General features: G+C 71.5%; 19 protein-coding genes. 7 read left to right on the top strand and 12 right to left on the bottom strand.

Going from position 1 to position 21,620, the window contains the following annotated elements; genetic code table 11:
• Positions 1-209 precede the first annotated feature (209 nt).
• Positions 210-959, top strand: a complete 750-nt coding sequence (locus tag ACZ4Z5_RS24930) for a class I SAM-dependent methyltransferase (protein WP_468266357.1) — start codon at positions 210-212, stop codon at positions 957-959.
• A gap of 104 nt (positions 960-1,063) precedes the next feature.
• On the opposite strand, the gene ACZ4Z5_RS24925 is transcribed toward ACZ4Z5_RS24930, so the two are convergent.
• On the bottom strand, positions 1,064-1,255 hold the full coding sequence (locus ACZ4Z5_RS24925; protein ID WP_468266355.1) for a hypothetical protein: 192 nt from the start codon (positions 1,253-1,255) through the stop codon (positions 1,064-1,066).
• Positions 1,256-1,515: 260 nt separating this feature from the next.
• Here ACZ4Z5_RS24925 and ACZ4Z5_RS24920 point away from each other — a divergent pair, with 260 nt between their 5' ends.
• Entirely contained in the window at positions 1,516-2,751 is a 1,236-nt protein-coding gene (locus ACZ4Z5_RS24920) for a metallophosphoesterase (RefSeq protein WP_468266353.1), read from the top strand.
• Positions 2,752-2,807: 56 nt separating this feature from the next.
• Here ACZ4Z5_RS24920 and ACZ4Z5_RS24915 read toward each other — a convergent pair whose 3' ends face one another.
• The 11 genes from ACZ4Z5_RS24915 to ACZ4Z5_RS24865 form a co-directional block, all read right to left on the bottom strand.
• Positions 2,808-3,437 carry an OmpA family protein gene (locus tag ACZ4Z5_RS24915; protein WP_468266351.1) on the bottom strand — a complete coding sequence of 210 codons (630 nt, stop codon included), beginning with the start codon at positions 3,435-3,437 and terminating at the stop codon, positions 2,808-2,810.
• A 4-nt stretch (positions 3,438-3,441) separates the two neighbouring features.
• Positions 3,442-4,035, bottom strand: a complete 594-nt coding sequence (locus ACZ4Z5_RS24910; protein WP_468266349.1) for a hypothetical protein — start codon at positions 4,033-4,035, stop codon at positions 3,442-3,444.
• A 32-nt stretch (positions 4,036-4,067) separates the two neighbouring features.
• Positions 4,068-4,613: a pilus assembly protein TadG-related protein gene (locus tag ACZ4Z5_RS24905; protein WP_468266347.1), complete on the bottom strand. Its 546-nt coding sequence runs from the start codon at positions 4,611-4,613 to the stop codon at positions 4,068-4,070.
• Positions 4,614-4,669: 56 nt separating this feature from the next.
• The gene (locus ACZ4Z5_RS24900; RefSeq protein WP_468266345.1) at positions 4,670-4,885 is read right to left on the bottom strand and encodes a hypothetical protein; all 216 of its coding nucleotides are present in this window, start codon (positions 4,883-4,885) and stop codon (positions 4,670-4,672) included.
• A gap of 120 nt (positions 4,886-5,005) precedes the next feature.
• Positions 5,006-5,908, bottom strand: a complete 903-nt coding sequence (locus tag ACZ4Z5_RS24895; RefSeq protein WP_468266343.1) for a DUF5936 domain-containing protein — start codon at positions 5,906-5,908, stop codon at positions 5,006-5,008.
• A 16-nt stretch (positions 5,909-5,924) separates the two neighbouring features.
• Complete coding sequence (locus ACZ4Z5_RS24890) at positions 5,925-6,860, bottom strand: type II secretion system F family protein (RefSeq protein WP_468266341.1); 936 nt, start codon at positions 6,858-6,860, stop codon at positions 5,925-5,927.
• Positions 6,861-6,868: 8 nt separating this feature from the next.
• Positions 6,869-8,206, bottom strand: a complete 1,338-nt coding sequence (locus tag ACZ4Z5_RS24885; RefSeq protein WP_468266339.1) for a CpaF family protein — start codon at positions 8,204-8,206, stop codon at positions 6,869-6,871.
• Between the two features lie 67 nt (positions 8,207-8,273).
• Positions 8,274-8,810: a TadE family protein gene (locus tag ACZ4Z5_RS24880; protein ID WP_468266337.1), complete on the bottom strand. Its 537-nt coding sequence runs from the start codon at positions 8,808-8,810 to the stop codon at positions 8,274-8,276.
• The gene (locus ACZ4Z5_RS24875) at positions 8,807-10,393 is read right to left on the bottom strand and encodes an AAA family ATPase (protein WP_468266335.1); all 1,587 of its coding nucleotides are present in this window, start codon (positions 10,391-10,393) and stop codon (positions 8,807-8,809) included. Before ACZ4Z5_RS24875 ends, ACZ4Z5_RS24880 begins: the two co-directional genes overlap by 4 nt.
• Positions 10,394-10,398: 5 nt before the next feature.
• The gene (cpaB, locus tag ACZ4Z5_RS24870; protein ID WP_468266333.1) at positions 10,399-11,109 is read right to left on the bottom strand and encodes a Flp pilus assembly protein CpaB; all 711 of its coding nucleotides are present in this window, start codon (positions 11,107-11,109) and stop codon (positions 10,399-10,401) included.
• A gap of 144 nt (positions 11,110-11,253) precedes the next feature.
• The gene (locus ACZ4Z5_RS24865; protein WP_468266331.1) at positions 11,254-12,231 is read right to left on the bottom strand and encodes a hypothetical protein; all 978 of its coding nucleotides are present in this window, start codon (positions 12,229-12,231) and stop codon (positions 11,254-11,256) included.
• Positions 12,232-12,608: 377 nt separating this feature from the next.
• Here ACZ4Z5_RS24865 and ACZ4Z5_RS24860 point away from each other — a divergent pair, with 377 nt between their 5' ends.
• The 5 genes from ACZ4Z5_RS24860 (at position 12,609) to ACZ4Z5_RS24840 (ending at position 21,598) form a co-directional block, all read left to right on the top strand.
• On the top strand, positions 12,609-14,318 hold the full coding sequence (locus tag ACZ4Z5_RS24860; RefSeq protein ID WP_468266517.1) for a chitinase: 1,710 nt from the start codon (positions 12,609-12,611) through the stop codon (positions 14,316-14,318).
• Between the two features lie 462 nt (positions 14,319-14,780).
• Entirely contained in the window at positions 14,781-16,115 is a 1,335-nt protein-coding gene (locus tag ACZ4Z5_RS24855) for a M14 family metallopeptidase (RefSeq protein ID WP_468266329.1), read from the top strand.
• A 292-nt stretch (positions 16,116-16,407) separates the two neighbouring features.
• A complete protein-coding gene (locus tag ACZ4Z5_RS24850; RefSeq protein ID WP_468266327.1) occupies positions 16,408-17,262 on the top strand; it encodes a TIGR04222 domain-containing membrane protein in 855 nt (284 codons plus the stop codon).
• Between the two features lie 132 nt (positions 17,263-17,394).
• The gene (locus ACZ4Z5_RS24845) at positions 17,395-20,121 is read left to right on the top strand and encodes a serine/threonine-protein kinase (protein WP_468266325.1); all 2,727 of its coding nucleotides are present in this window, start codon (positions 17,395-17,397) and stop codon (positions 20,119-20,121) included.
• A gap of 163 nt (positions 20,122-20,284) precedes the next feature.
• On the top strand, positions 20,285-21,598 hold the full coding sequence (locus ACZ4Z5_RS24840; RefSeq protein WP_468266323.1) for an amino acid deaminase: 1,314 nt from the start codon (positions 20,285-20,287) through the stop codon (positions 21,596-21,598).
• Positions 21,599-21,620 lie beyond the last annotated feature (22 nt).

The raw sequence follows: 21,620 nt of genomic DNA, 5'->3' as shown, positions 1-21,620 counted from the left end.
CCGGAGAAAGCCGGTCCGGCTCGGCCGGGATCGCCCCCGTGACGGCCGTGGAAGGGGGCGTGAACACGACACGGCACCCGTTGCGGAGGCCACCCTCCGCAGTCTCGCCGCAGCCCCTCACAGGGCCGGGAAGGGCATCCGCCAACACCCTCTGACCTGGGGTTTTACCTTTCACGAGGATACGATCGACGCAACGGAAGGGGGACCGGATGGACCGGCACATCCGCACCGTCGAGGACGTACTCGAGCTCTTGGACGGTCTGTTCGCGCCCGAGGCCGACCGCTGGACGGAGGGCGGGGCCTCCTGGTGGGACGACTTCTACGCGGACCGCAGCAGCCCGGTGCCGTTCTTCGTGGCGAAGCCCGACGAGAGCCTGGTCTCCTACATCGAGCGCGGGCTGCTCACTCCCGGGCGTGCCCTGGACCTCGGGTGCGGCCCCGGCCGCAATGCGATCCACCTCGCCTCGCTGGGCTTCGAGGTGGACGCCGTCGACCTCTCGCCGGCCGCCCTCGCCTGGGCCGAGGACCGCGCCCGGGACGCGGGGGCCGACATCAGGTTCCTCTGCGGTGACGCGTTCGCCCTCGCCGCCGGCGACGGCGCCGACGGTATCGACGGTCCGTACGACCTGGTCTACGACTCCGGCTGCTTCCACCATCTGCCGCCGCACCGCCGCATCAGCCATCTCGCCCTGCTCGACCGGGTCCTGGCGCCCGGCGGCCATCTCGCCCTCACCTGCTTCGCGGCCGGCGGGATGGGCTCCGAGCTCGGGGACGCGGACTTCTACCGCCAGTCCGGCCTCCACGGCGGCCTCGCCTACACCGCGGAGTCCCTGCGCCGGATCTTCCCCGACTTCACGGAGGTGGAGCTGCGACGCATGCGCGACGAACCACCGGAGTCCCCGAACTTCGGCGAGGACTTCCTGTGGACGGCGCTGTTCCGACGCGACGCCACGGCCTGACGGGAGCGCTTCGAGGTGTCGTCTCCTCCCGGGCGCGCATGCACGCGTGCACGCGCGCCCGGGACGGGGTTCCGGCAGAGCGTCCCCGTAGGCCCGGCGGCGCGTCAGCGGTGGCAGTTCGTGGGGTTGTGACGGCTCGTCGTGCAAGGCTTGTGGACCCGGGAGGTCGCCGACTTCCGCAGGTCGGCGCGGTCACCGTCGTTGTTCCAGATGTAGTTGCCGGAGTCCCAGTAGACGTGTCCGAGGCCGCGGACGTCGGATCCGACGTCGTTTCCGTCTCCGGTGTGGAGCCGCACGGTGGAGCCGGCACGCAGCTTGCAGGCCGAGCGGACCGGTGAAATCCGGCACGGCCGGGCGGAACTGACGCTCGGAAAGGTGACAGTGGGGCCTCACGCCTGACGGCTGCCACCTGACACCTGACGGCTGACACCTGACGCCTGACGCCGGACACCGGACGCCGGACGCCGGACGCGAATCGATCACTGTTCAACCAAATGCACGGGAAATTCACTCCTCCGCCACCCGTGGGGCGAACACACATGCGAGAAACCGTGACATGTGCGATGACGACCTCATTCCCCCACATGCGGATCTCACCGAGGAGCAGTGGACAGCCCTCGACGAAAGCGTGACGGCATCCCCGGCCGTCGCCGCTGCCGCGCACACGCCCGAGTCCACGGGCACCACCGCATTCGGCACCCTCAGCCGCCGTTCGCTGCTCGGCGGAGTCGCGGTCGGCGCCGCGGCACTCACCGTGCTGCCGGCCGCCGGACGGGCCCGGGCCGCGGTCCCCGGCAAGTACCCGCTCCCCAGCCGGCCCGGAAGATCCGGGACGTACCGGGTGCTGATCACCGGTGACGCGGGAACCGGCGCCGCCGAGCAGTACGCCGTGGCCGCCGCCGCCCGCAAGGTCTGCACGGACCGGGGCGTGAGCCTCGCCGTCGGGCTCGGCGACAACATCTACGAGAACGGCCCCGAGTCCGGCGACGACTCCGAGTTCGCGGACAAGTTCGAGAAGCCCAACACCGGCATCGACGTGCCCTGGCTGATGGCCCTCGGCAACCACGACTGCTCCGGCCTGATCCCCGGCAGCGGCGGCTGGCCCGCCCGTGGCGACCACGAGGTCGCCTACGCGCGGACCTCCCCGCGCTGGTACATGCCGTCGCGGTACTACTCGGTCCCGCTGGCCGCCCGCGACGGCGCGGCCCCGCTCGTCGAGTTCTTCGCGCTGGACACGAACCCGGTCGCCTCGACCGTCGCCCAGGTCGACCCGCGCTACTACTGGAACGGCCCGTACATGCGGGACCAGCGCCGCTGGCTGGACCAGGCCCTCACCGACTCCCGCGCCACGTGGAAGATCGTCCTCGGCCACCACCCGTACCTCAACAACGGCAAGCACCGCAGTGCCGGATCGTTCGACGGGTTCACCTGGGGCAACTACACGAGCGGCATCCACCTCAAGGAACTGTACGAGGAAGTCGTCTGCGGCCGCGCCGACCTCATCCTGTCCGGCCACGACCACACGCAGCAGATCCTCGAGCCCACCCCGGCGAGCAAGGGCACCCGGCAGATCGTCTGCGGCGCCGCCGGCAAGACCGGCGACGGCGTCCGCCACGGCAGCCACCCGGCGGCCTGGGAGAACTTCTCCCAGCGCGGCTTCATGATCCTCACGGTGGCGCCGGCCGAGCTCACGATCGACGCGTACACCGTCGACACCGCCACGGCCACCGCCGTCCGCGCGCACACCCTCACCACGCCCAAGCTCGTCGCGGGCTACGCGGGCGCGGTGTAGGGCCGGCCCGCCACCGGCAACGCCCCTGCGCGGCGGCCCGCGTGCCTCACGGAACGCTAGCCGCCGCGCGGGAAGGACACCTCGACCCGCCGGTTCTTCCTGCGCCCCTCCTCTGAGCTGTTCGAGGCGATCGGATAGTCCTCGCTGTACCCGCGGATCTCGTACGTGACCGCGGCCCCCAGCGTCTTCGCGAGCTCCCCCTGCACCGCGTCCGCCCGCTGCTTGGACAGCACCTTGCCGTGCTCGTACGAGCCGAGATCGTCCGTGAACCCGAACACCCTCACCTTCGTCGCCTTCTGCGTGTTGATCTCGTCGGCGATCGTCTTGATACGCGTCACCGCGTCCGGGTTCAGCTTCGCGCTGTCCTTCTCGAACAGCACCTCTGCCTGGAGCGCGAACTTCACGTCCGAGTTCGTGTCCTCGCGCCGTTCGTCACCCGACAGGTCCTCGACGACCGACTTGATGTCCAGCACCTTCGCAGGCGCCAGCGTCGCCCCGTCGGCGAGCTTCAGCCCCGGGGCGTTCGGATCGACGGTGGGCGGCGGCGACGTCGTCGTCGACCCCGGCGGCACGCTCGGCCCGTCCTCGGCCTGAGCAGGCCCGGCGCCGAGCAGCACGAACGCCGCGGCGGTCGTCACGGCGACGGCACGGGGGGAAACGGCACGGGGAGAGAGGTGGCGGCTCATCGGGTCACCCGCCGTCGGAGATCTGGATGGTGGCGGGGGGCATGTCGGCGATCTGGAAGTCGACGGAGGTCGTGCCGGCGGGTGGGGCGGGGAACTGGGCGAACCAGGTCCGCTCCTCGTTGGCCTTGAGGCCGCCGGTGAAGCGGGTACACAGGCACCGCCCCTCTGTGTCGCGAAGGATCAGGTACTTCTTCTTTCCCGACCTGTCGACGAGGGCAGAACCGGCCATGGACGTCGAGTTGCCGTCGAGTTCGCTCTCGTCCCCGGACCACTGGGCCTGCGTCCAGAACTTGCCGCTGCCGTTCCGAATCTTGCCGTTCACCGTCAGGAAGCCGCCGGCATCCCGAACGGCCGAGTTCACGACGAGTGTGATGTTGTCCCCGCCCTTCACCTCTGCCAGCACCTTCTCCGACGCAGAGGTCGCCGGCTGCTGCGCGCCCGTGCTCTCGTTCCTCTTCGAGGGCTGCGAAGCCGTCCCAGGGGCGGTCTTGCCGTCATTGCCTCCCCCGCCACAGGCAGCCGCAGAGAGGGCGAGACCACCTGCAATCACCACTGCGGTCAGCACCCTGCGGGATTTTGCCCCACGCCGCACGTTCATCAACAGCTCATCCTCGTCTCGTCATTCATGCGTCATTCAGAAAGGCGGACGGAAAATAGATCCTTCGGCTCCGGAAGATCTTCCTCGTCGAAGTCCTCAGGATCGATTTTCCAATGATCGCCGCCCTTGCAGTCGAACTCGATGAGTGGCTGCCCGGAAGCCGAGACCTCGCAAAGCGGCTCGATCACGGCGATAGCATGCGCCTTCGCGCGCTGATTCTCCGTGCCAGGGACTACCGAGTCGCCCACGGTGTAATGAGTGACGATGTCTGCCCGGAACGCGCGATGGCCATCGATTTCCAATGACTGGACCTGTCCATCGAGGTCTGCACGATTCTCACCGGCAAGTTGCTCGGCGGCGGCCTGCCCCGTACTGCTCACGAATTCCTCTCCGAGCAGCCAGCCGCGCCACGCTCCGTCGGCGCCGATCGACTCCATGAATCCGTCTGTCAGTTCGTCGCGAACTTCCTGAGCTGCCGCCAGCGCAGCCGCGTCAGCCGCGGACTGGGCTCCGTTGCGCGCCGTTGCCGCCTGAGCCACGGCGAAGTAAGCGAATGCCAGGAAGAGCAGACCTGCCACGACCGCGATATAAATCGGAATTGTCTGCCCTCTGTCTCCCCCTGCGGGTCTGACCATCAGCCGCCGGTGATCTGAGTCACCGCAGTCTGGATTGCGTTCGAGATCGTATCCTGCAACCCCAACGCCCTCACCGCCACCACTATCAACGCGATGAGCACCACCAGCCCCGCGTACTCCACCACGCTCGCCCCGCGGTCCCGTTCCCTCCCCCGCATTCGTCCGGTGACGGCGACCTGAATTCTCGTTGCGGTCAGCAGTAGGCGCTTCGGCATGACGGTGGCCTCCAGGGGCTCGGGTCGTATCAGGAGCGTACGGGGGAAAGGAGTTCGGGGACGAGAGGGCGGGGAGCCGCATCCTCGTCAGGTGTGGGGTCATGGCTGTCGTCGACCTCCTCAGTTCCCGAAGAGGGAGCCGAAGTCGTTTTCCGTGCCGAGGAACATGTTGACCACGATCAGGATGAGCGTGGCCGGGACCATGAACGTGAGGGTGACGACGGTGGTCTTGGGGATCGCCTTCGCCGCCCGGCGGCGCGCGTTCTGGGCGTCGGTGCGGCGCATGTCGTTGGCGATCTGGATGAGGGTCTCGGCGATGGGCGCGCCGAGTTCCTCGCCCTGCTGGAGGGCGGAGACGAACTGCGACACCTGTTCCGACTCGTTCCGGCGGCGGAGCTCGTCGAAGGCCTGCCGCCGGCTGACGCCCATGTCCATCTGGCGCAGAGAGATGCGGAGTTCGTCGGCCCATGGCCCCTCGTACTTCTCGGCGACGCGTTCGAGGGCCTGGCGGAAGGAGAGTCCCGCGCTGACGACGACGGCGAGGACGTCGAGGAAGTCGGGGAGGGTGCGTTCGATGACGTCCCTGCGGTGGCGTACGGCCTGCCAGATGGTGACGTCGGCGGCGAACCAGCCGTAGGCGAGGGCGAAGAGGCCGAAGAGCAGGTAGTCGTTGGCGAGGCAGACGAGACCGGTGAAGCCTCCGAAGAGGCCGTAGACGGCCCGGCGTGCGGCGTAGCGGTCGACGGTGAGGCCGCCGGGGTTCCCCGCCATGTCGATGCGGCGGCGTTTCCGGTCGACGAGCCGGGGACCCAGGAGGCGGAGCACGACGGGGGCGAGGCGCATGCCGGCGCGGTCGACGGCGGACTCGGCGCCGCGGACGCGGGTGGCTCCGACTTCCAGGGCGACGGTGAGGTCGTCGGGGAGTTCGACGTCCGCGCGGTACATGCGCAGGCCGAGGAGGACGCCGGCGACGCCGAGGGCCGCGACCGCGGCGAGGAGGAGGCCCAGGAGCTCCGTGGTCATGCTGGTGGCCACCCCCTCAGACTTCGATCTTGCCGAGACGGCGCATGACGAGGAATCCGAGGGCGTAGAGGCCGATCGCGACGATGACGGCGATCTGGCCGAGGGGATGGCCGGTCATCCGGGAGAGGGAGCCGGGGGTGAGCGAGTTCATCATGATCATCGCCCCGAGTCCGAGGAGCGGGATCGTGTAGGCGGTGGCGTTGACCTCGGAGAGCATGGTGCGGACCTCGCGCCGGGTCTCCTTGCGTTCCTCGAGGGTCTCCGTGAGGTTGCGCAGGGACCCCACGACGGTGCCGCCCGCCCGGTTGGAGAGCACGAGGGTGGTGACGAGGACGACGAGTTCACGGGAGGGGAGCCGTTCGGCGAGTTCGCCGAGCGCGTCGTCGACGGACCGCCCGAGGGCCAACTGATGGGCTACAGTGGCCAGTTCCTCGCCGGCCGGTGCCTCCAGTTCCTCCGCGGCCATGGAGAGCGCGGTGCGCAGCGCGAGCCCCGCCGCGGTGGCGTTGGCGAGGATGCGGGACAGTTCGGGCAGCTGGTTGATGAACGCCTCGATGCGCTTCTGGCGCTGCCAGTTGAGGAAGGCGTTGCCGCCCCACAGGGCGACCAGTCCGGCGACGGGGCCGAAGAAGGGTGCGAGGGCGATGGCTGCGACGAGCCAGAGCGCGGCCGCGCCGGCGACGACGTAGACGGTGAACTCACCGGCGGTGAGGTCGAGGCCGGTCGCGGCGAGGCGCAGCTGGACGCGCCGCCCGAGGGCGGTCCGGCGGATGCGCCGGTCGACGGCCGCGAAGCGGCGGGCGCGGCCCTCGGGCGCGGGCTGATGGGAGGAGAGCCGTTCGACGAGGGCGGCGCGCTGGGCCCGGCCGGAGGCGTAGCTGTGTATTCCGGCGGTGGCGAGGACGCCGAACAGCAGGGCGGCGCCCGGTGCCAGGAGTGCGAGTCGGTCCATGGTGTCGCCTACCTCGCCTCTCGGGTGTTGAGGGGGTCGATGTCGTGGGTGACGCCGAAGGCCGGGGGCAGGGGCTCGTTGGCGAGGTGGAGGCGTTCGGCGACGCGCCGGGGCAGCGGCAGGTGTTCGTAGTGGCCGCGGACGACACGGTCCGCGCCGAGCGGGGCGGGCACGAAGCGGGCGACGGTGGAGATCTGGAACTGCTCGCGGCCGTGGGAGACCAGGATGACGATCTCGCTGATCTTGCGTGAGCCGTCGGCATGGCGGGTGAGCTGGACGATGACGTCGATGGCGCTGTTGATCTGGTCCTTGAGCGCTTCGAAGGGGATCTCGACCTCGGACATGGAGCCCAGGGTCTGGAGACGCATCAGGGCGTCCTCGGCGCTGTTGGCGTGGACGGTGGCGAGGGAGCCGTCGTGGCCGGTGGACATCGCCTGGAGCATGTCGAGGGTCTCGCCGCCGCGGACCTCGCCGACGATGATCCGGTCGGGGCGCATGCGCAGGGAGTTGCGCACGAGGTCCCGGATGGTGACGCGGCCCTTGCCCTCGACGTTCGGCGGGCGGGTCTCCAGCCGCACCACATGGGCCTGCTGGAGCTGGAGTTCGGCGGCGTCCTCGACGGTGATGATGCGTTCGGTGCCGGGGATCAGACCGGAGAGGGCGTTGAGCAGGGTCGTCTTCCCGGAGCCGGTGCCGCCGGACACGATGATGTTGAAGCGGGCCCGTACGAACGCCGAGAGCAGTATCAGCATCTGCTCGTCGAGGGTGCCGAGGCCGATGAGTTCGGAGAGCCTGTACGCCCTGGGGAAGCGGCGGATCGTGAGGATGGGCCCGGTGAGGGAGAGCGGCGGGATGATGACGTTGACGCGCTCGCCTGAGGGCAGGCGGGCGTCCACCATGGGGTTCGACTCGTCGACGCGGCGGTTGACGGTGGAGACGATGCGTTCGATGGTCTGCATCAGCTGCTCGGTGGAGGCGAAGCGCATCGGGAGCTGCTCGACCCGGCCGGCCCGTTCGACGAAGATCGCGTCGGGGCCGTTGACCATGATCTCGGTGATGGAGGCGTCTTCCAGGAGCGGTTCGAGGACGCCGAGGCCGAGTGCTTCGTCGACGACGCGGCGGATCAGCTGGGAGCGCTCGGACGTGGAGAGGACCGGGCCCTCGCGGCTGATGATGTGGCCGAGGACGCGTTCGAGGCGGGCGCGGCGTTCGGTGGCCGTGAGGGACGACATCTCGGCGAGGTCGATCTCCTCCAGGAGCTTCGCCCGGTAGGTGGCGACCAGGTGGCCGTCCTCGCGGCTCCCGCCGTGGTTCTCGGCGGGTGCGATACGGGACCGCAGGCTCATCTCGTCACGCTCCTCTCGTCCTCGTCTTCTTCCTCGTCCTCGTGCTCTTCCTCGTCCGCGTCGTGCCTCAGCCGCTCCCCGTGTCCGCGAACAAGCCGGAGCCCGGACCGGCCCCGGTACCGGCCCTTGCGTCCCCGTCGCAGGGCATCGTCACCGAGCGGCTGATGCTGCCGACCGTGAAGGCCGGGATGACGGCTGGAATGCCGGTGACGGCGGTCGCGGTGGTGGAGCCCTCGTCGTCGGTGCAGGCGGGCGCCGTGATCTGTGTGCCCTTCGCCGTCCAGTCGGACATGGCGCCGAGACCCGCGGCCTGGCCGGCGTCGCCGAGCGAGGCGGCCCGGGCGGCGGCTCGTGCACCGGTCGCGGCCTGCTGGGCGGCGTATCCTGCGATGCCCAGCTGGATCGCCGCGAGGCCGACGACGAGGACCACGGGGAGGAACCCGGCGAATTCCAGGATCGCCGAGCCCCGGTCGCCGAGCGTACGGTGGACCAGCCGGCGGTGAACCAGCCGACGGTGGACCGGCCGGCCGTCGCGCGGATGCCGCGGTACGCGGCGTAACGGCGTGTTCCGCGTACCGCCTCCGGGAGGGGCCGGGATCCTCATCCTTCGTCCTCCTCCAGCACCGCCCCGGCCGTGCCGTGGACCCGCCATCCCGTGTCGAACCCCGGGAAGAGCACCGGCACCCGGAGACTGACGTCCGCCAGGAAGAGATCGCCCGCCGCGCCGCATTCCGTCGAGGCGCCGTCCGACCACGCGGCCGGCAGATGCTGCTGGGCCGCCGCCGCGCAGCCGCCGCCGACCGCTCCGGCCCGGGCACCCTGGTCGGCGGCGTTGCCGGCGAGGGAGAAGGTGTACCCCCACAGCACGCACTGCCAGACGATGACGAGCACGGCGAGGATGAGCGGGGCCATGCCCGCGAACTCGACGGTGACCGCGCCCTTGTCGGCGCGGGCCCGGCGGCGCAGGACGACGGCGCCCCGCTCGCCGCGGTGACCGGTGCCCCGTCCGCCCTCCGGCGCCTTCACGATGCCCAGTTCACCGGCGAGCGCCCACAGCGCCTGCCTGACGGAGCCCCGGCCGTCGAGGTCCTGGACGCGGCCGGTGTCGACGGCGGACTGGAGTTCCTTGAATCCCGCCGGGACGGCCGTGCGTGCGGCCATGGTTCCGGTGATCTTCTCGACGAGCGGCGGCTGGATCTCCGCGGACCGCGTGTGCCGGTTGACGACGGTGAGGGTCTCCTCCGCCTTGCGGATCTGGAGGCGGTCCCACATCCGCACCATTCGCTTGGCGGCCCGGACGGCGACGACGTCGGGGGTGACGAGCAGGAGCGCGTGGTCTGCCATTTCGACGACGGCGGCGTTCGCACCGGTCATCTGGGTGCCGCAGTCGACGACCACGACCTCGTGCCGGGCACGGAGGGCGTGGACGATCTGGCGGGCGACCCGGTCGGTGACCTCCTCCCCGCGTTCGCCCTCCGCCGGGGCCAGGAGGAGGGAGAGACCGGTGGGGTGGGTGTGCAGGGCGTCCTGGAGGACGCGCGGCGCGATGTCGGAGATCGCGGCGAGGTCGACCACCGAGCGCCGGAACTGCACGTCCAGGTACGAGGCGACGTCGCCGGACTGGAGGTCCAGGTCGACGAGGGCGACGCTGTGCCCGGACGCGTTGGCGGCGAGGGCGAGCTGGACCGCCGTGAGGGTCGTGCCGACGCCGCCTTTGGCGCCGCTGACGGTCACGACGGTGCCGCCGGGTCCGTGGAAGGTGTCGCTGCCGGCGCCGAGGTGGCGGCGGACGCCCGTGGACCAGGTGGCGGCGCTCCGGACCCGGACGGCCAGTTCCTCGTATCCGAGGGGGAGGCCGACGAGGCCGCGGGCTCCGGAGTCCATCGCGGCGGTGTACAGCCCGGGGGACGCGTCGGACGTGATGAGGACGACGCCGGCGGACGGGAAGCGGAGGGCGACCTCCCGGATGAGTTCGAGGGCCGGGACGGGGCCGATCCGCTCGTGCACGAGGACCACTTCGGGCAGCTCGTCGAGGGACTGGCCGGCGAGGCGCGCGAGGGTGTCGAGGAGCGCGGTCGAATCGGTGACGGGCGGCGCGGGTTCGGCGTCGGGGAGCCGGCCGAGCAGGCTGGTGACGGCGCGGGTGGCGTCGGGGTCGCCGACGGCCGGGAGGATGCGGATGACCACGCCCCTCACCTGTCCTTGTCCTCGTCGAGGGTGTACGTACGGTCGCTGGGCGAGATGGCGGTGTCGCCGCCGGCGCCCACCAGGGCGAGGCGGACGTGTTCGGCGAAGGACTCGGCGTAGGCGACGCGCTGGGCGTCCGCGGTGCCGAGGGCGAAGGTGATGGGAACAGCCTCGCCGGGCTGCCGGTTGCGGTCCCGGTCCGGTTCGAGGGCGGTGAGCTTGCCGACGTCGAGCACGCGGGCGCCGGAGACGATGACCTGGGAGCGGTCGGGCACGTCCTTCTTGTCGCCGGCGAACGTGGCGTAGATGTTGACCTTCGCCCCGGGGGTGATCTTTCCGGCGACGCCCGTCGCGGCGTCGATCATGATGGCGATCTCCTGCTCCCCCGCGCCGAGCGCCGGCCGGGCGACGATCATGTCGCTCTGCAGCAGGGAGCCCTTCTTCAGCCGCGTGACGGCGATCTTCCCGCGGATGTCGCCGAGATCGGTGACGGCGTTCTCCGAGAGCCAGCGCTCGGGCATCGAGATCTTCTCGAACCGGGACGCGTCGAGCGGTACGTACGGGGCGACGTCGTCCTTGAGCCGGTACGCCACGACCTCGGGACCGACCTTGGCGTTCACGTCCCTGATCACATAGAGGACGCCGACGAACGCGCCCAGAGCGCACAGGACCGACAGAAGCAGCAGGACGATGCCGCGACGCTGGCGTGAGTTCATCGGACGGGCTACCTCGATCGGGAACGGCGGTGCGGACGACGGCGGTTCTGGCGAAGGTGGTGCGGGCGACGAAGGGTACGGACGACGGTGGTTCGGGGCGGCTGGGCCCGGTTCAGCGTTTCGGCAGCGGCTCCGGCAAACGGCTCACCACGCTGTGACGATCGTCGTGGCGTGGACCGCTGCGGCGGCGGTACCGCTCCCGGCCGCGGGGCCGGCCGCGGACGCGGTGCCGGCGGATCCCGCGGGTGCGAGCGCGAGCGGGCCGGCGGCGGGGAGGGTGAGCGGACTGGCGCAGAACCCGCAGCGGTCGCCGATGAGTTCCAGTCCGCACCAGTGGCAGATCTCCCTGCGTACGGATGCGATGAGCCGGTACAGCACCGACACGTCCGGGATGGCCGCGGCGAACTCGACCAGTCTGGGGGTGCCCCACCAGCCGGCGGAGTCCACGGGGAGCGCGGTCTCCAGGACGCCCTGGGTGCGCCATCCGGGGGCGAGTCCCGAGGCGACCCAGTCGGAGTGGAGGCGGCCGCGGGCGATCAGCATGGACGTGGCGAACTCCGGTCCGGGGAAAACGTCCCCTGGTCCGGTTCCGGGTCCGATTCCTGGTCCGGCTCCGCCGAGCCGGACCAGGGCCGGCAAGGGGTTGGCGAGGACGGCGAACGTCGAGCCGGGGATCCAGGAGGCGGCGTGCGCCCTGAGTCCGACGGGGACCCGGTCGAGCCCGGTGACGGTGGCGAGTACGGCACCGGCATAGATGTAGTGCACCAGCAGCCTGACCGCGGAGGCGATCACGCCGGGGCTCAGGTCGCACATCGTGAGCTGCCTCAACTGCTGTGCCAGGACGGCGAGTCCGAGTGGCGGCAGGTCCACCGGCAGAAGCGCGACCCGGTCGCTCTCCAGCATCGAGCGGACGGTGTGCAGCCGCCGCACGCGGTCCGGAGCCATCCCGGCGGCATACGGCACGATCACGAAACCGTGCTGCTCCAAGAGCGCGTGCATGTCCGTGAGCGCGGCGTCGAGGCTCTGCCGCGCGGGGTCCTGGAGGACGGCGGCGAGCGGGGTGTGCCGGTCCGGTGGCGGCAGCACCAGATCGGCGCCGGTGACGGCAATGGCAGTAGGCACGTCCCCTCCCCACCGTGTCCGGCCGTGTCTGTCTGCAACTGCACTGTATCCACGTGTTACCTGTGAGGAACCCTCAACTTCGAGGAGTTCACCGGAACCTGCATCCGACTTCCGGGCAAATGCCCGCAGAATCGGCAAGTTGAATCACTTGCTCCACCTCCAGAGGTCTTGACAACCCTATTGGTCTGGACCAGTTTGGATGCGCAGCGGTGGCCACCGTCCCTGTCTCACGTCTCCACGCCCCACCTCGCTCCACGCCCCATCTCCCTCCTCAACCGCCTACCTTCCGTCCCTTTCCGCCCTCCTTCCCCCACCGGAGGCAGCACGTGGACCGCGCACGCACACAAACCCCAAGCCGCACACCCCGTACACCCCGCATCTCCAGCACATCCCGCTCGTCCTGCCCATCCCGCACCTGGCTCCGCGGCCTTGCCGCCGCACTCGGCGCGGGCGCCCTCGTCGTCACCGGCCTCGCCACCACCGCGCAGGCCGCCGACACGAACGTCGCACGGAACGCCGGCTTCGAGTCCGGCCTGGCGAACTGGACCTGTTCGGCAGGCAGCGGCAGTACGGTCTCCTCCCCCGTGCACGGCGGCGCCGCTGCTCTGAAGGGCACGCCGTCCGGCCAGGACAACGCCAAGTGCTCGCAGACCGTCGCCGTCAAGCCCAACTCGACGTACCAGCTGAGCGCCTGGGTGCAGGGCAGTTACGTGTACCTCGGCGCCGGCGGAACCGGCACGACGGACGTCTCCACGTGGACTCCCGGGTCGAGCGGCTGGTCCCAGCTGAAGACCTCGTTCACGACCGGCCCTTCGACCACGTCGGTGACGGTCTACACGCACGGCTGGTACGGCCAGCCCGCCTACTTCGCGGACGACGTGTCCGTCTTCGGCCCGGACGGCGGCGGGGGCGGCGATCCCGAGCCGGGCGTGCCGGCCACGCCCAGCGGCCTGACGGTGGGCCCGGTCACCTCGTCCTCGGTGTCCCTGTCCTGGAACGCGGTCTCCGGCGCCACCGGCTACAACGTCTACCGCAACGGCACCAGGGTCTCGTCGGTGACGGGCCCGTCGGCGACCGTGACGGGGCTCTCCGCCTCCACCTCGTACCGGTTCCAGGTCACGGCGGCCAACGCGGCGGGCGAGTCGGCCCGGTCGGCGGAGGTCACCGGCACCACGTCCGGCAGCGGCGGCAACCCCGGCGGTCCCGTGCCGCGGCACGCGCTGACCGGCTACTGGCAGAACTTCGACAACGGCGCGACCGTCCAGAAACTCCGGGACGTGCAGGCGCAGTACGACATCATCGCCGTATCGTTCGCCGACTCCACCACGACCCCGGGCCAGATCGTCTTCAACCTCGACCCGGCCGTCGGCTACTCCTCGGTCGCGGACTTCAAGGCGGACATCGCCGCGAAGAAGTCGGCCGGCAAGTCGGTGGTCCTCTCGGTGGGCGGCGAGCGGGGCAACGTCACCGTCAACAGCGACGCCTCCGCCACCGCCTTCGCGAACAGCGCGTACGCCCTGATGCAGGAGTACGGCTTCAGCGGCGTCGACATCGATCTCGAACACGGCATCAACTCGGCGTATCTGACGAAGGCGCTCCGCCAGCTGTCCGCCAAGGCGGGGCCGGGCCTGGTCCTCACGATGGCGCCCCAGACCATCGACATGCAGAACACCGGCACCGAGTACTTCAAGACCGCACTGGCCGTGAAGGACATCCTCACGGTCGTCAACATGCAGTACTACAACAGCGGTTCGATGCTCGGATGCGACGGCAAGGTCTACTCGCAGGGTTCGGTGGACTTCCTCACCGCCCTCGCCTGCATCCAGTTGGAGAACGGGCTCGACGCCTCCCAGGTGGGCATCGGCGTCCCGGCCTCCCCCCGGGGCGCGGGCAGTGGCTACGTCGACCCGCAGATCGTGCGGAACGCCCTCGACTGCCTGACCCGGGGCACCAACTGCGGTTCCTTCAAGCCGTCGAGGACGTATCCGGCGCTGCGCGGGGCGATGACCTGGTCCACCAACTGGGACGCCACCGCGGGCAATGCCTGGTCCAACGCGGTGGGCCCGCACGTCCACGGCCTGCCGTAGGACGTACGGCCGCGGCCCAGCACCCTTGACCCGCCCGTCCGTGTATCGCCCGTCCGTGTATCGCCCGCGCGTGCCCGGCCGGGCGAGCCACGGCGGACCGGCCGGGCGGGCCCGGGACCCCGCCCTCACAAGCCCTACGGACCGTACGGCCGAGCGGGCGGGGCACCCCCCACTCCCCACGCACCCCTGCGCACGACGCAGCGGCCGCCGTCGCCGGCACCTTCGCCGACGACGGCCGTTGCGCATTCGGGGTGACGCACGGCGCCGGGCCCGACGTGGCGCGAGGAAAGTCCAGGACCCGGCGTGTACAGAGCATGAGCATGCAGAGACGACGGGACCGCGCGACCGCGCCCGCGGCCGCTTGGCCGAAGCGACCTCTTGACCTGGCCATGCCACGGCCTCACCATGGGGCCGCTTCCTGCACGTCGCACTGACCCCCACACTCCCCACCCAGGAGACTTCATGCGACTTCGCCTTCGCGGGAAACGGACCGCCACCCTCGCGGCAGTACTCGCCCTTGCGGTCGCCGCGCCGCTGACGGCCACCGCCACCGCCACTCCCCCGCCCCAGGCCTCCACGGCCACCGAGGACGAGGACATCAGGCAGTACGAGGTCCACGGACCCGAGACCCCTGCCGCGCGCACCGCCGTCGCCGCGACCGGGGTCGCCATCGACGAGGTGGGCGACCACTCGATCGTCGTCAGCGCCGACCGCCGGCAGGCCCGGGTGCTGCGCGCCCTCGGCTACGCCCTCAAGGAACTTCCCGGGCCCCCCGCCCGCACGGACAGCCGCGGTCTCGTCCCGATGGACTTCCCGTCCGCCGACGCCAAGTACCACAACTACGCCGAGATGACGGCGGAGATCGACCAGCGTCTCGCCCAGTACCCGTCGATCATGAGCAAGCGCGTGATCGGCAAGAGCCACCAGGGCCGGGACATCGTCGCCATCAAGATCAGCGACAACGTGGCCACCGACGAGGCCGAGCCCGAGATCCTCTTCACCCACCACCAGCACGCCCGCGAGCACCTCACCGTCGAGATGGCGCTGTACCTGCTGCGCGAGTTCGGCGCGGGATACGGTTCCGACTCCCGGATCACCAAGGCCGTCAACGGCCGCGAGATCTGGATCGTCCCGGACCTCAACCCCGACGGCGGCGAGTACGACATCGCGACCGGCTCGTACCGCAGCTGGCGCAAGAACCGTCAGCCCAACGCCGGTTCGTCGTCCGTCGGCACCGACCTCAACCGCAACTGGGACTACAAGTGGGGCTGCTGCGGCGGTTCCTCGGGCTCCAAGGGCTCCGACACCTACCGCGGCAAGTCGCCCGAGTCCGCACCCGAGGTGAAGGTCGTCGCGGACTTCGTCCGCAGCCGGGTCGTCGGCGGCAAGCAGCAGATCAAGGCCGCCATCGACTTCCACACCTACAGCGAGCTGGTCCTCTGGCCGTTCGGGTACACGTACAGCGACACCGCGGCGGGCATGACCCAGGACGACCGGGACGCGTTCGCCACCGTCGGGCAGAAGATGGCCGCCAGCAACGGCTACACCCCCGAGCAGTCCAGCGACCTCTACATCACCGACGGGTCGATCGACGACTGGCTGTGGGGTGCCCAGCGGATCTTCGGCTACACCTTCGAGATGTACCCGCGCTCGGCGTTCAGCGGCGGCTTCTACCCGCCCGACGAGGTGATCGAGCGCGAGACGAGCCGCAACCGCGACGCGGTGCTCCAGCTCGTCGAGAACGCCGACTGCATGTACCGGTCGATCGGCAAGGAGCAGCAGTACTGCGCGAGCTGACCGCGGCCGCGTGACGAGGGGCGGGCGCCTCGGCGCCCGCCCCTCCGTCTTGCGCCCGCGTCCGGGGCGCCTCCCGCCCTTCCCGGACCGCCACTCCGGCTCTCCCTGGACTGCTGCTCCCGCCCTCCCCGGGCAGCGGCCTCCGTTCTCCCCGGACTGCGGCTCCCCCTGCCCCGAAAGCGCCTCCCGTTTCGCGCGCGCACCGCAACCATGTCGCACGTCCCGGCGTCGAACCGGTGACGGACGTTGTGCACGTCGGGCGTTGTGGAAGCCGGAACGGAGTGGGGTCGCGATGAACGTGGCGCAGTGGATCGGATATTCGTTCCTCCTCGCCTCTTCGGTCGCACAGCTGTACGCGGTGCGGGCCTGGATCGGGCGCGGCGTCGCGCGGACGCCGGTCGCGGTGCAGGACCTCGATCCGCTGGCCGCCGCGGTCCTCGTCAAGGGGCGCAACCGGTTCGCGGACACGGTGCTGTACCGGATGCACGTCGGCGGGCGGATACGGCTGGGGACGAAGGGCACCATCGCCCTCGTGCACTCCCACGGCTGTACGGGCGTCGAGGCCGAACTGTTCTCCGAGCTGCAGCGCAAGGACGCCAAGGGGAAGAAGCTGCGGTCCCAGGACGCCCACGACTGGCTGTGCGGCTCCTCCGGGGCGGCCGAACTCCGCGGGCGACTGGTGGCGACCGGACTGCTGCGGCCCACGAAACACCGTGCGGCGCGCATCGCGTCGGTGCTGCTGCACGTCTCGCAGTGCGCGGGGGCCGCCGGATTCGCGCTGGCGAGCGACGGAGGCGTGGTACCGGCACTCGTGCCGCTCGGCGTGCTGTTCGTCGGGCTCGCCCTGACCCGCGTGGACCGCCTCACCCCTGCGGGTGAGGAAGCGGTGAAATGGCTGTCCGTACGGCACGGACGCCGTACGCTGCGGGCGGCGCCCTCGGGCTGGATCGCCGACGAGGAGCGTGCCCAGGACGTCGACCCGGACGGCTTCGCCGTCGCCCTCTTCGGCACCCGCGAGATCCGTGACAGCACGCTGCGCGGGCTGCTTCGCAACGCCTCGCGTTCGAAGCAGTCGAGCAGCGGCTCGGGCTGCGGCGGTGGCGGCGGCTGCGGAGGCGGGTGCGGCGGGGGGTGCGGCGGAGGGTGATCCGAGGGTCCTCAGAGGTCCCCGGGGCGGTTTCCGGACTGACACCGTCTCGTGACGGTGTACCCCATTCCGGTCACGGGGCGTGCCGTGGCAGGGTGTTGTCCAGGGACGCGACAGGGGGAGGTCGCCGACATGGCGGGGACGCGACGCATCCAACAGCTCACCGCGGACGACCCGCGGCAGCTCGGTTCGTACCGGATCATCGGCCGGCTGGCGTCCGGCGGCATGGGCCGGGTCTACATAGCCCGCACGCCGGCCGGGTCCGAACAGCCGCTCGCCGCGGTGAAGACGCTCCTCGACGAGGGTGTCGTCAGTGATGTCGACCGCCGGCGCTTCGCCCGCGAGGTCGCCCTCGCGAAACGCGTCGACAGCCCGCGCACCGCGAAGGTGCTGGACGCGGACCCGGACGCGGACCGCCCCTGGATGGCGATCGAGTACATCCCCGCGCCGTCCCTCTCCGAACTGGTCGGCACCGCCGGGCCGCCGCCCGCCTCGGCGATCCGCTGGATCGCCGCCGGCACCTCGGAGGCCCTGGACGTCCTGCACGGCGCAGGCGTCGTCCACCGTGACGTCAAACCGCAGAACATCCTGCTGCCGCTGGAAGGCCCGCGGCTCATCGACTTCGGCATCTCGCACGCCACCGACATCACCCGGACCAGTCTCACCCTCGGCACGATCGCCTTCACCTCGCCCGAGCAGGCCCGCGGCGACCACTGCACCGCCGCGTCCGACGTCTACTCGCTGGGCGCGACCCTCTTCCACCTCGCCACCGGCCGCCCGCCCTACCCGGTGGGCGAGGACACGTTCCGGCTGCTGCACCGGGTCTCGCGCGCGGACCTCGACCTGACCGGGCTCCCCAAGGAGCTCGTAGCGGTGATCCGGCCCTGTCTGGAGGCCGAGCCGCGCAACCGTCCACGGCCCGCCGAGGTCCGCGCGCAGTTCCTCGCGGGGCTCGTCGGACTCCCGGTCAACGACAGCGGCCGACGCTGGCTCCCGCCCCGCTGGACCCTGCTGATCGCCGAGTACGAGGAGCTGGGCGACCGGCTCGCGCTCGGCGACGGCAGCGGAGGCCCGCCGGGCGCGGTGTCACCCGACGCGCCGACCGTCGACCAGCGCACGAGCGCGGTGCCGCCGCCGGGTCCTACGCGCCGTTACACCGAGCCCCGTCCGCCCTCGAAACCGCCCGGTGGGCAGGGCGGTCCGCCCGGTGGGCAGGGCGGTCCGCCCGGTGGGCAGGCCGGTCCGCCCGGTGGGGCCGCGCCTGGTGGGGCCCGCCCCGGCCCCGGTACGGGAGCGCCCGGCGGTGCGGGGGCGGCGTCCCGCCCGCCGGGAGCGGGGGCGGGACGCAAGGAACGCGTACGGCCCCCGCGCAACGAGGCGGCCGCGGGCGGTGCGGCCGCCGGCGGGGCGGCGGGAACGACGACGCCCCCGTCGGGCGCGGGTGCCGGACGCCAGGGGCAGGCACGCCCTACGGGGGCGAACACCGGTGGAGCGTCCGGCGGTTCGGGGCAGGCCTCGAAGGGGTCCGCGTCCGGCGGAGCAGGCTCGGGCGGCTCCAACGCCTCCCCCGGCGCGGCGTCCCGTCAGCCCGGCGGGGGCGCGGGCCGGAAGGAACGTGTACGGCCTCCGCGCGGCGGCTCGGCCGCGGGGGCGGGGGCCGGCACTCGGCCCGGCTCGGGCGCCGGCGCGGCGGGCTCGTCGACGGGCTCGCCGTCCGGGTCCTCGTCCGGCTCGCCGTCGGGGTCTGCGTCCCGGCCGTCCTCCGGCTCGGCGTCCGGCGCGGCGAGCTCGGCGACAGGCTCACCGTCCAGGCCCTCCTCCGGCTCGGCGTCGCCCGGGTCCCCGTCACGGCCGGCCTCCGGCTCGGCGTCCGGCGGGCCCCGCCGGGGCACGGGCGGCGGTGGCTCGGCCCCGGGGCAGCGGTCGAGTGCTTCCGCATCCGGGCCCCGGGGCGCCGCACCCACCACGCCTCCGTCCACGACCCCACCACCGAAGTCCGGCTCGGGCGGCGCGTGGTTCTGGTTCCTGCTGATCGTCCTCCTGTTCGCCCTGTTCGTGTGGAAGCCCTGGGAGTCGGCGTCCGAGTCCTCGTCCTCGGGCGGCAGCGGCTCGTCGTCCAGCGGCGCGTACTCCTCCGGCGGCTCGTACGGCTCCGGTGGCTCGTCGTCGTCCGCCGGCACGTACTCCTCGGGCGGCTCCTCGTCCACCGGGCTTTCGACGTCGACGAGCGGTTCGAGTGCGACCGGCGGTTCGAGTGCGACCGGCGGTTCGAGTGCGACCGGCGGTTCGAGTGCGACCGGCGGCGGCACGTACGTCTCGCGGACGCCCACGCCGACCGCCCAGGAGCCCGCACCGGAGGACCTGGCGTTCGCCGCCGTACGGGCCGGTGAGTGCCTGGACGTGTACGACGACGGGTACGGGGACTGGAGCGCCGACGTGCCGCGCACCGTGAACTGCGGGGCCGCCAACGCGTACATGCGGGTCGTCTCCGTGTCGAGGTCCGGCTTCGCGGCGCAGGCCTGCGACTCGTCGGACGGGCGCTACCGCTGGGGGCACCGGAACCGCAGCGGTTCGACCACCACGCTGTGCGTCGCCCGGCAGTTCCGCAAGGGCCAGTGCTTCCCCGCCAAGAAGGGCGACGGGAACAAGCCGGGGCCGGGACGGCTGACGGCCGTGTGGAGCTGCAGCGCGGACAAGGTCCCGCAGGGGTACGCGTACGTCATGCAGATCACCGGCTACTACCGGAACGACGGGACCAACCGCCCCGGCTTCTGTTCCCAGTACGCCGGCGACCGCACCGTCTACTGGTGGTGGCAGGTCGACGGCGGCCGCAACGTCGTCTGCGCCCGGTTCGCGTGACGCCCGGCCGGGCAACGGCCGGCGCGTCGGCCCCGACGTCTCCCGGAGGCCTCCGGGCTCCCTGGAACGGCCTTTGACCTGGCAATGTCCCGGATGTTAGACAGCTAGCGCAATACACAACGAACGTGGCACATGGTGCGACGCAGTGGAGAGTGAGGCTTCCATGGCCGCCGACCAGAACCCCGCAGGTGACGTGGACGCCCTCGCGGCGCTCGCCTCGGAGCGCGTCGACCACCGGTTCAAGGGGCTGCCGCCGGACGCGGACGGTCTGACCGTCGGTGAGCTGGCCGCGCAGCGCCGCAATCTGTTCACGGGCGGGTTCACCACACCCGTACTGGCGCTGTCCGCCGAGGCCCTGGAGCACAACCTCGCGCTCATGGAGGCCTACGCCGAGCGCCACGGGCTGGCGTTCGCCCCGCACGGCAAGACCTCCATGGCCCCGCAGCTCTTCGCCCGCCAACTGGAGCGCGGGGCGTGGGGCATCACGGCGGCCGTGCCCCATCAGGTGCGTGTGTACCGGGCGTTCGGCATCCAGCGGATCTTCCTCGCGAACCAACTCGTCGACCCGGCCGCGCTGCGCTGGCTGGCCGGCGAACTGGCCGCCGACCCGGACTTCCGCTTCATCTGCTACGTCGACTCCGTCCGGGGCGTCGAGCTGATGGACGCGGCGCTGGAGGGGGTGCCCCGGCCCGTCGACGTCGTCGTGGAGCTCTGCGCGGGCGAGGGGGCGCGTACGGGCGTACGCACCGAGGGCGAGTGCGCCGCCGTCGCCGACGCGGTGGCGGCGGCCGCCTCCCTGCGGCTGGTGGGCGTCGCCGGCTACGAGGGCGAGGTCCCGGAAGCCGACACCGAGCGGGTCGCGGACTGGATGCGGCGACTGGTGTCCCTCGCCGTCGACTTCGACAAGGCGGGCCGTTTCGCCGGCGACCTCGACGAGATCGTGGTGAGCGCGGGCGGCAGCGCCTGGTTCGACACCGTCACGGAAGCCCTCGAGAACCTCCCCGAACTGTCCCGTCCCGTCCTGAAGCTGCTGCGTTCCGGGGCGTACGTCTCCCACGACGAGGGCCACTACGGCCGGCTGACCCCGTTCAACCGGGTCCCCGCGGAGGGCGCCCTCGAACCGGCCTTCCGTCTCTGGGCGCAGGTCGTCTCCCGGCCCACCGCGGACCAGGCGTTCCTCAACGCCGGCAAGCGTGACGCCGCATACGACATCGACCTGCCGACGCCCCAGGTCGTCCGCGCGTCGGACGCCCGGGGCATCCCGGATGCCGCGCCCCGCCCGGCCACCGGGATGACGGTCACCGCCCTCTCCGACCAGCACGCCTGGCTCCGCACCACCCCGGAGGCGGAGCTGGAGGTCGGCGACTGGGTGGCGCTGGGTCTGTCCCACCCGTGCACGTCCTTCGACAAGTGGCAGCTGATTCCGCTGGTGGAGGCGGACGGAACGGTGACGGACTTCATCCGTACGTTCTTCTGACCGGCCATTCGCCGGACTTCGG

The organism is Streptomyces sp. NPDC030222 (assembly GCF_055573115.1).
The sequence above is the reverse complement of the archived record's forward strand: the minus strand, read 5'-3'. Positions and strand labels throughout refer to the sequence as shown.

Coding starts and splice junctions, on each gene's coding strand:
- ACZ4Z5_RS24930 (WP_468266357.1), top strand. CDS start 210: ATGGACCGGCACATCCGCACCGTCGAGGACGTACTCGAGCTCTTGGAC.
- ACZ4Z5_RS24920 (WP_468266353.1), top strand. CDS start 1,516: ATGTGCGATGACGACCTCATTCCCCCACATGCGGATCTCACCGAGGAG.
- ACZ4Z5_RS24915 (WP_468266351.1), bottom strand. CDS start 3,437: ATGAGCCGCCACCTCTCTCCCCGTGCCGTTTCCCCCCGTGCCGTCGCC.
- ACZ4Z5_RS24910 (WP_468266349.1), bottom strand. CDS start 4,035: ATGAACGTGCGGCGTGGGGCAAAATCCCGCAGGGTGCTGACCGCAGTG.
- ACZ4Z5_RS24900 (WP_468266345.1), bottom strand. CDS start 4,885: ATGCCGAAGCGCCTACTGCTGACCGCAACGAGAATTCAGGTCGCCGTC.
- ACZ4Z5_RS24895 (WP_468266343.1), bottom strand. CDS start 5,908: ATGACCACGGAGCTCCTGGGCCTCCTCCTCGCCGCGGTCGCGGCCCTC.
- ACZ4Z5_RS24890 (WP_468266341.1), bottom strand. CDS start 6,860: ATGGACCGACTCGCACTCCTGGCACCGGGCGCCGCCCTGCTGTTCGGC.
- ACZ4Z5_RS24885 (WP_468266339.1), bottom strand. CDS start 8,206: ATGAGCCTGCGGTCCCGTATCGCACCCGCCGAGAACCACGGCGGGAGC.
- ACZ4Z5_RS24880 (WP_468266337.1), bottom strand. CDS start 8,810: ATGAGGATCCCGGCCCCTCCCGGAGGCGGTACGCGGAACACGCCGTTA.
- cpaB (WP_468266333.1), bottom strand. CDS start 11,109: ATGAACTCACGCCAGCGTCGCGGCATCGTCCTGCTGCTTCTGTCGGTC.
- ACZ4Z5_RS24855 (WP_468266329.1), top strand. CDS start 14,781: ATGCGACTTCGCCTTCGCGGGAAACGGACCGCCACCCTCGCGGCAGTA.
- ACZ4Z5_RS24850 (WP_468266327.1), top strand. CDS start 16,408: ATGAACGTGGCGCAGTGGATCGGATATTCGTTCCTCCTCGCCTCTTCG.
- ACZ4Z5_RS24845 (WP_468266325.1), top strand. CDS start 17,395: ATGGCGGGGACGCGACGCATCCAACAGCTCACCGCGGACGACCCGCGG.
- ACZ4Z5_RS24840 (WP_468266323.1), top strand. CDS start 20,285: ATGGCCGCCGACCAGAACCCCGCAGGTGACGTGGACGCCCTCGCGGCG.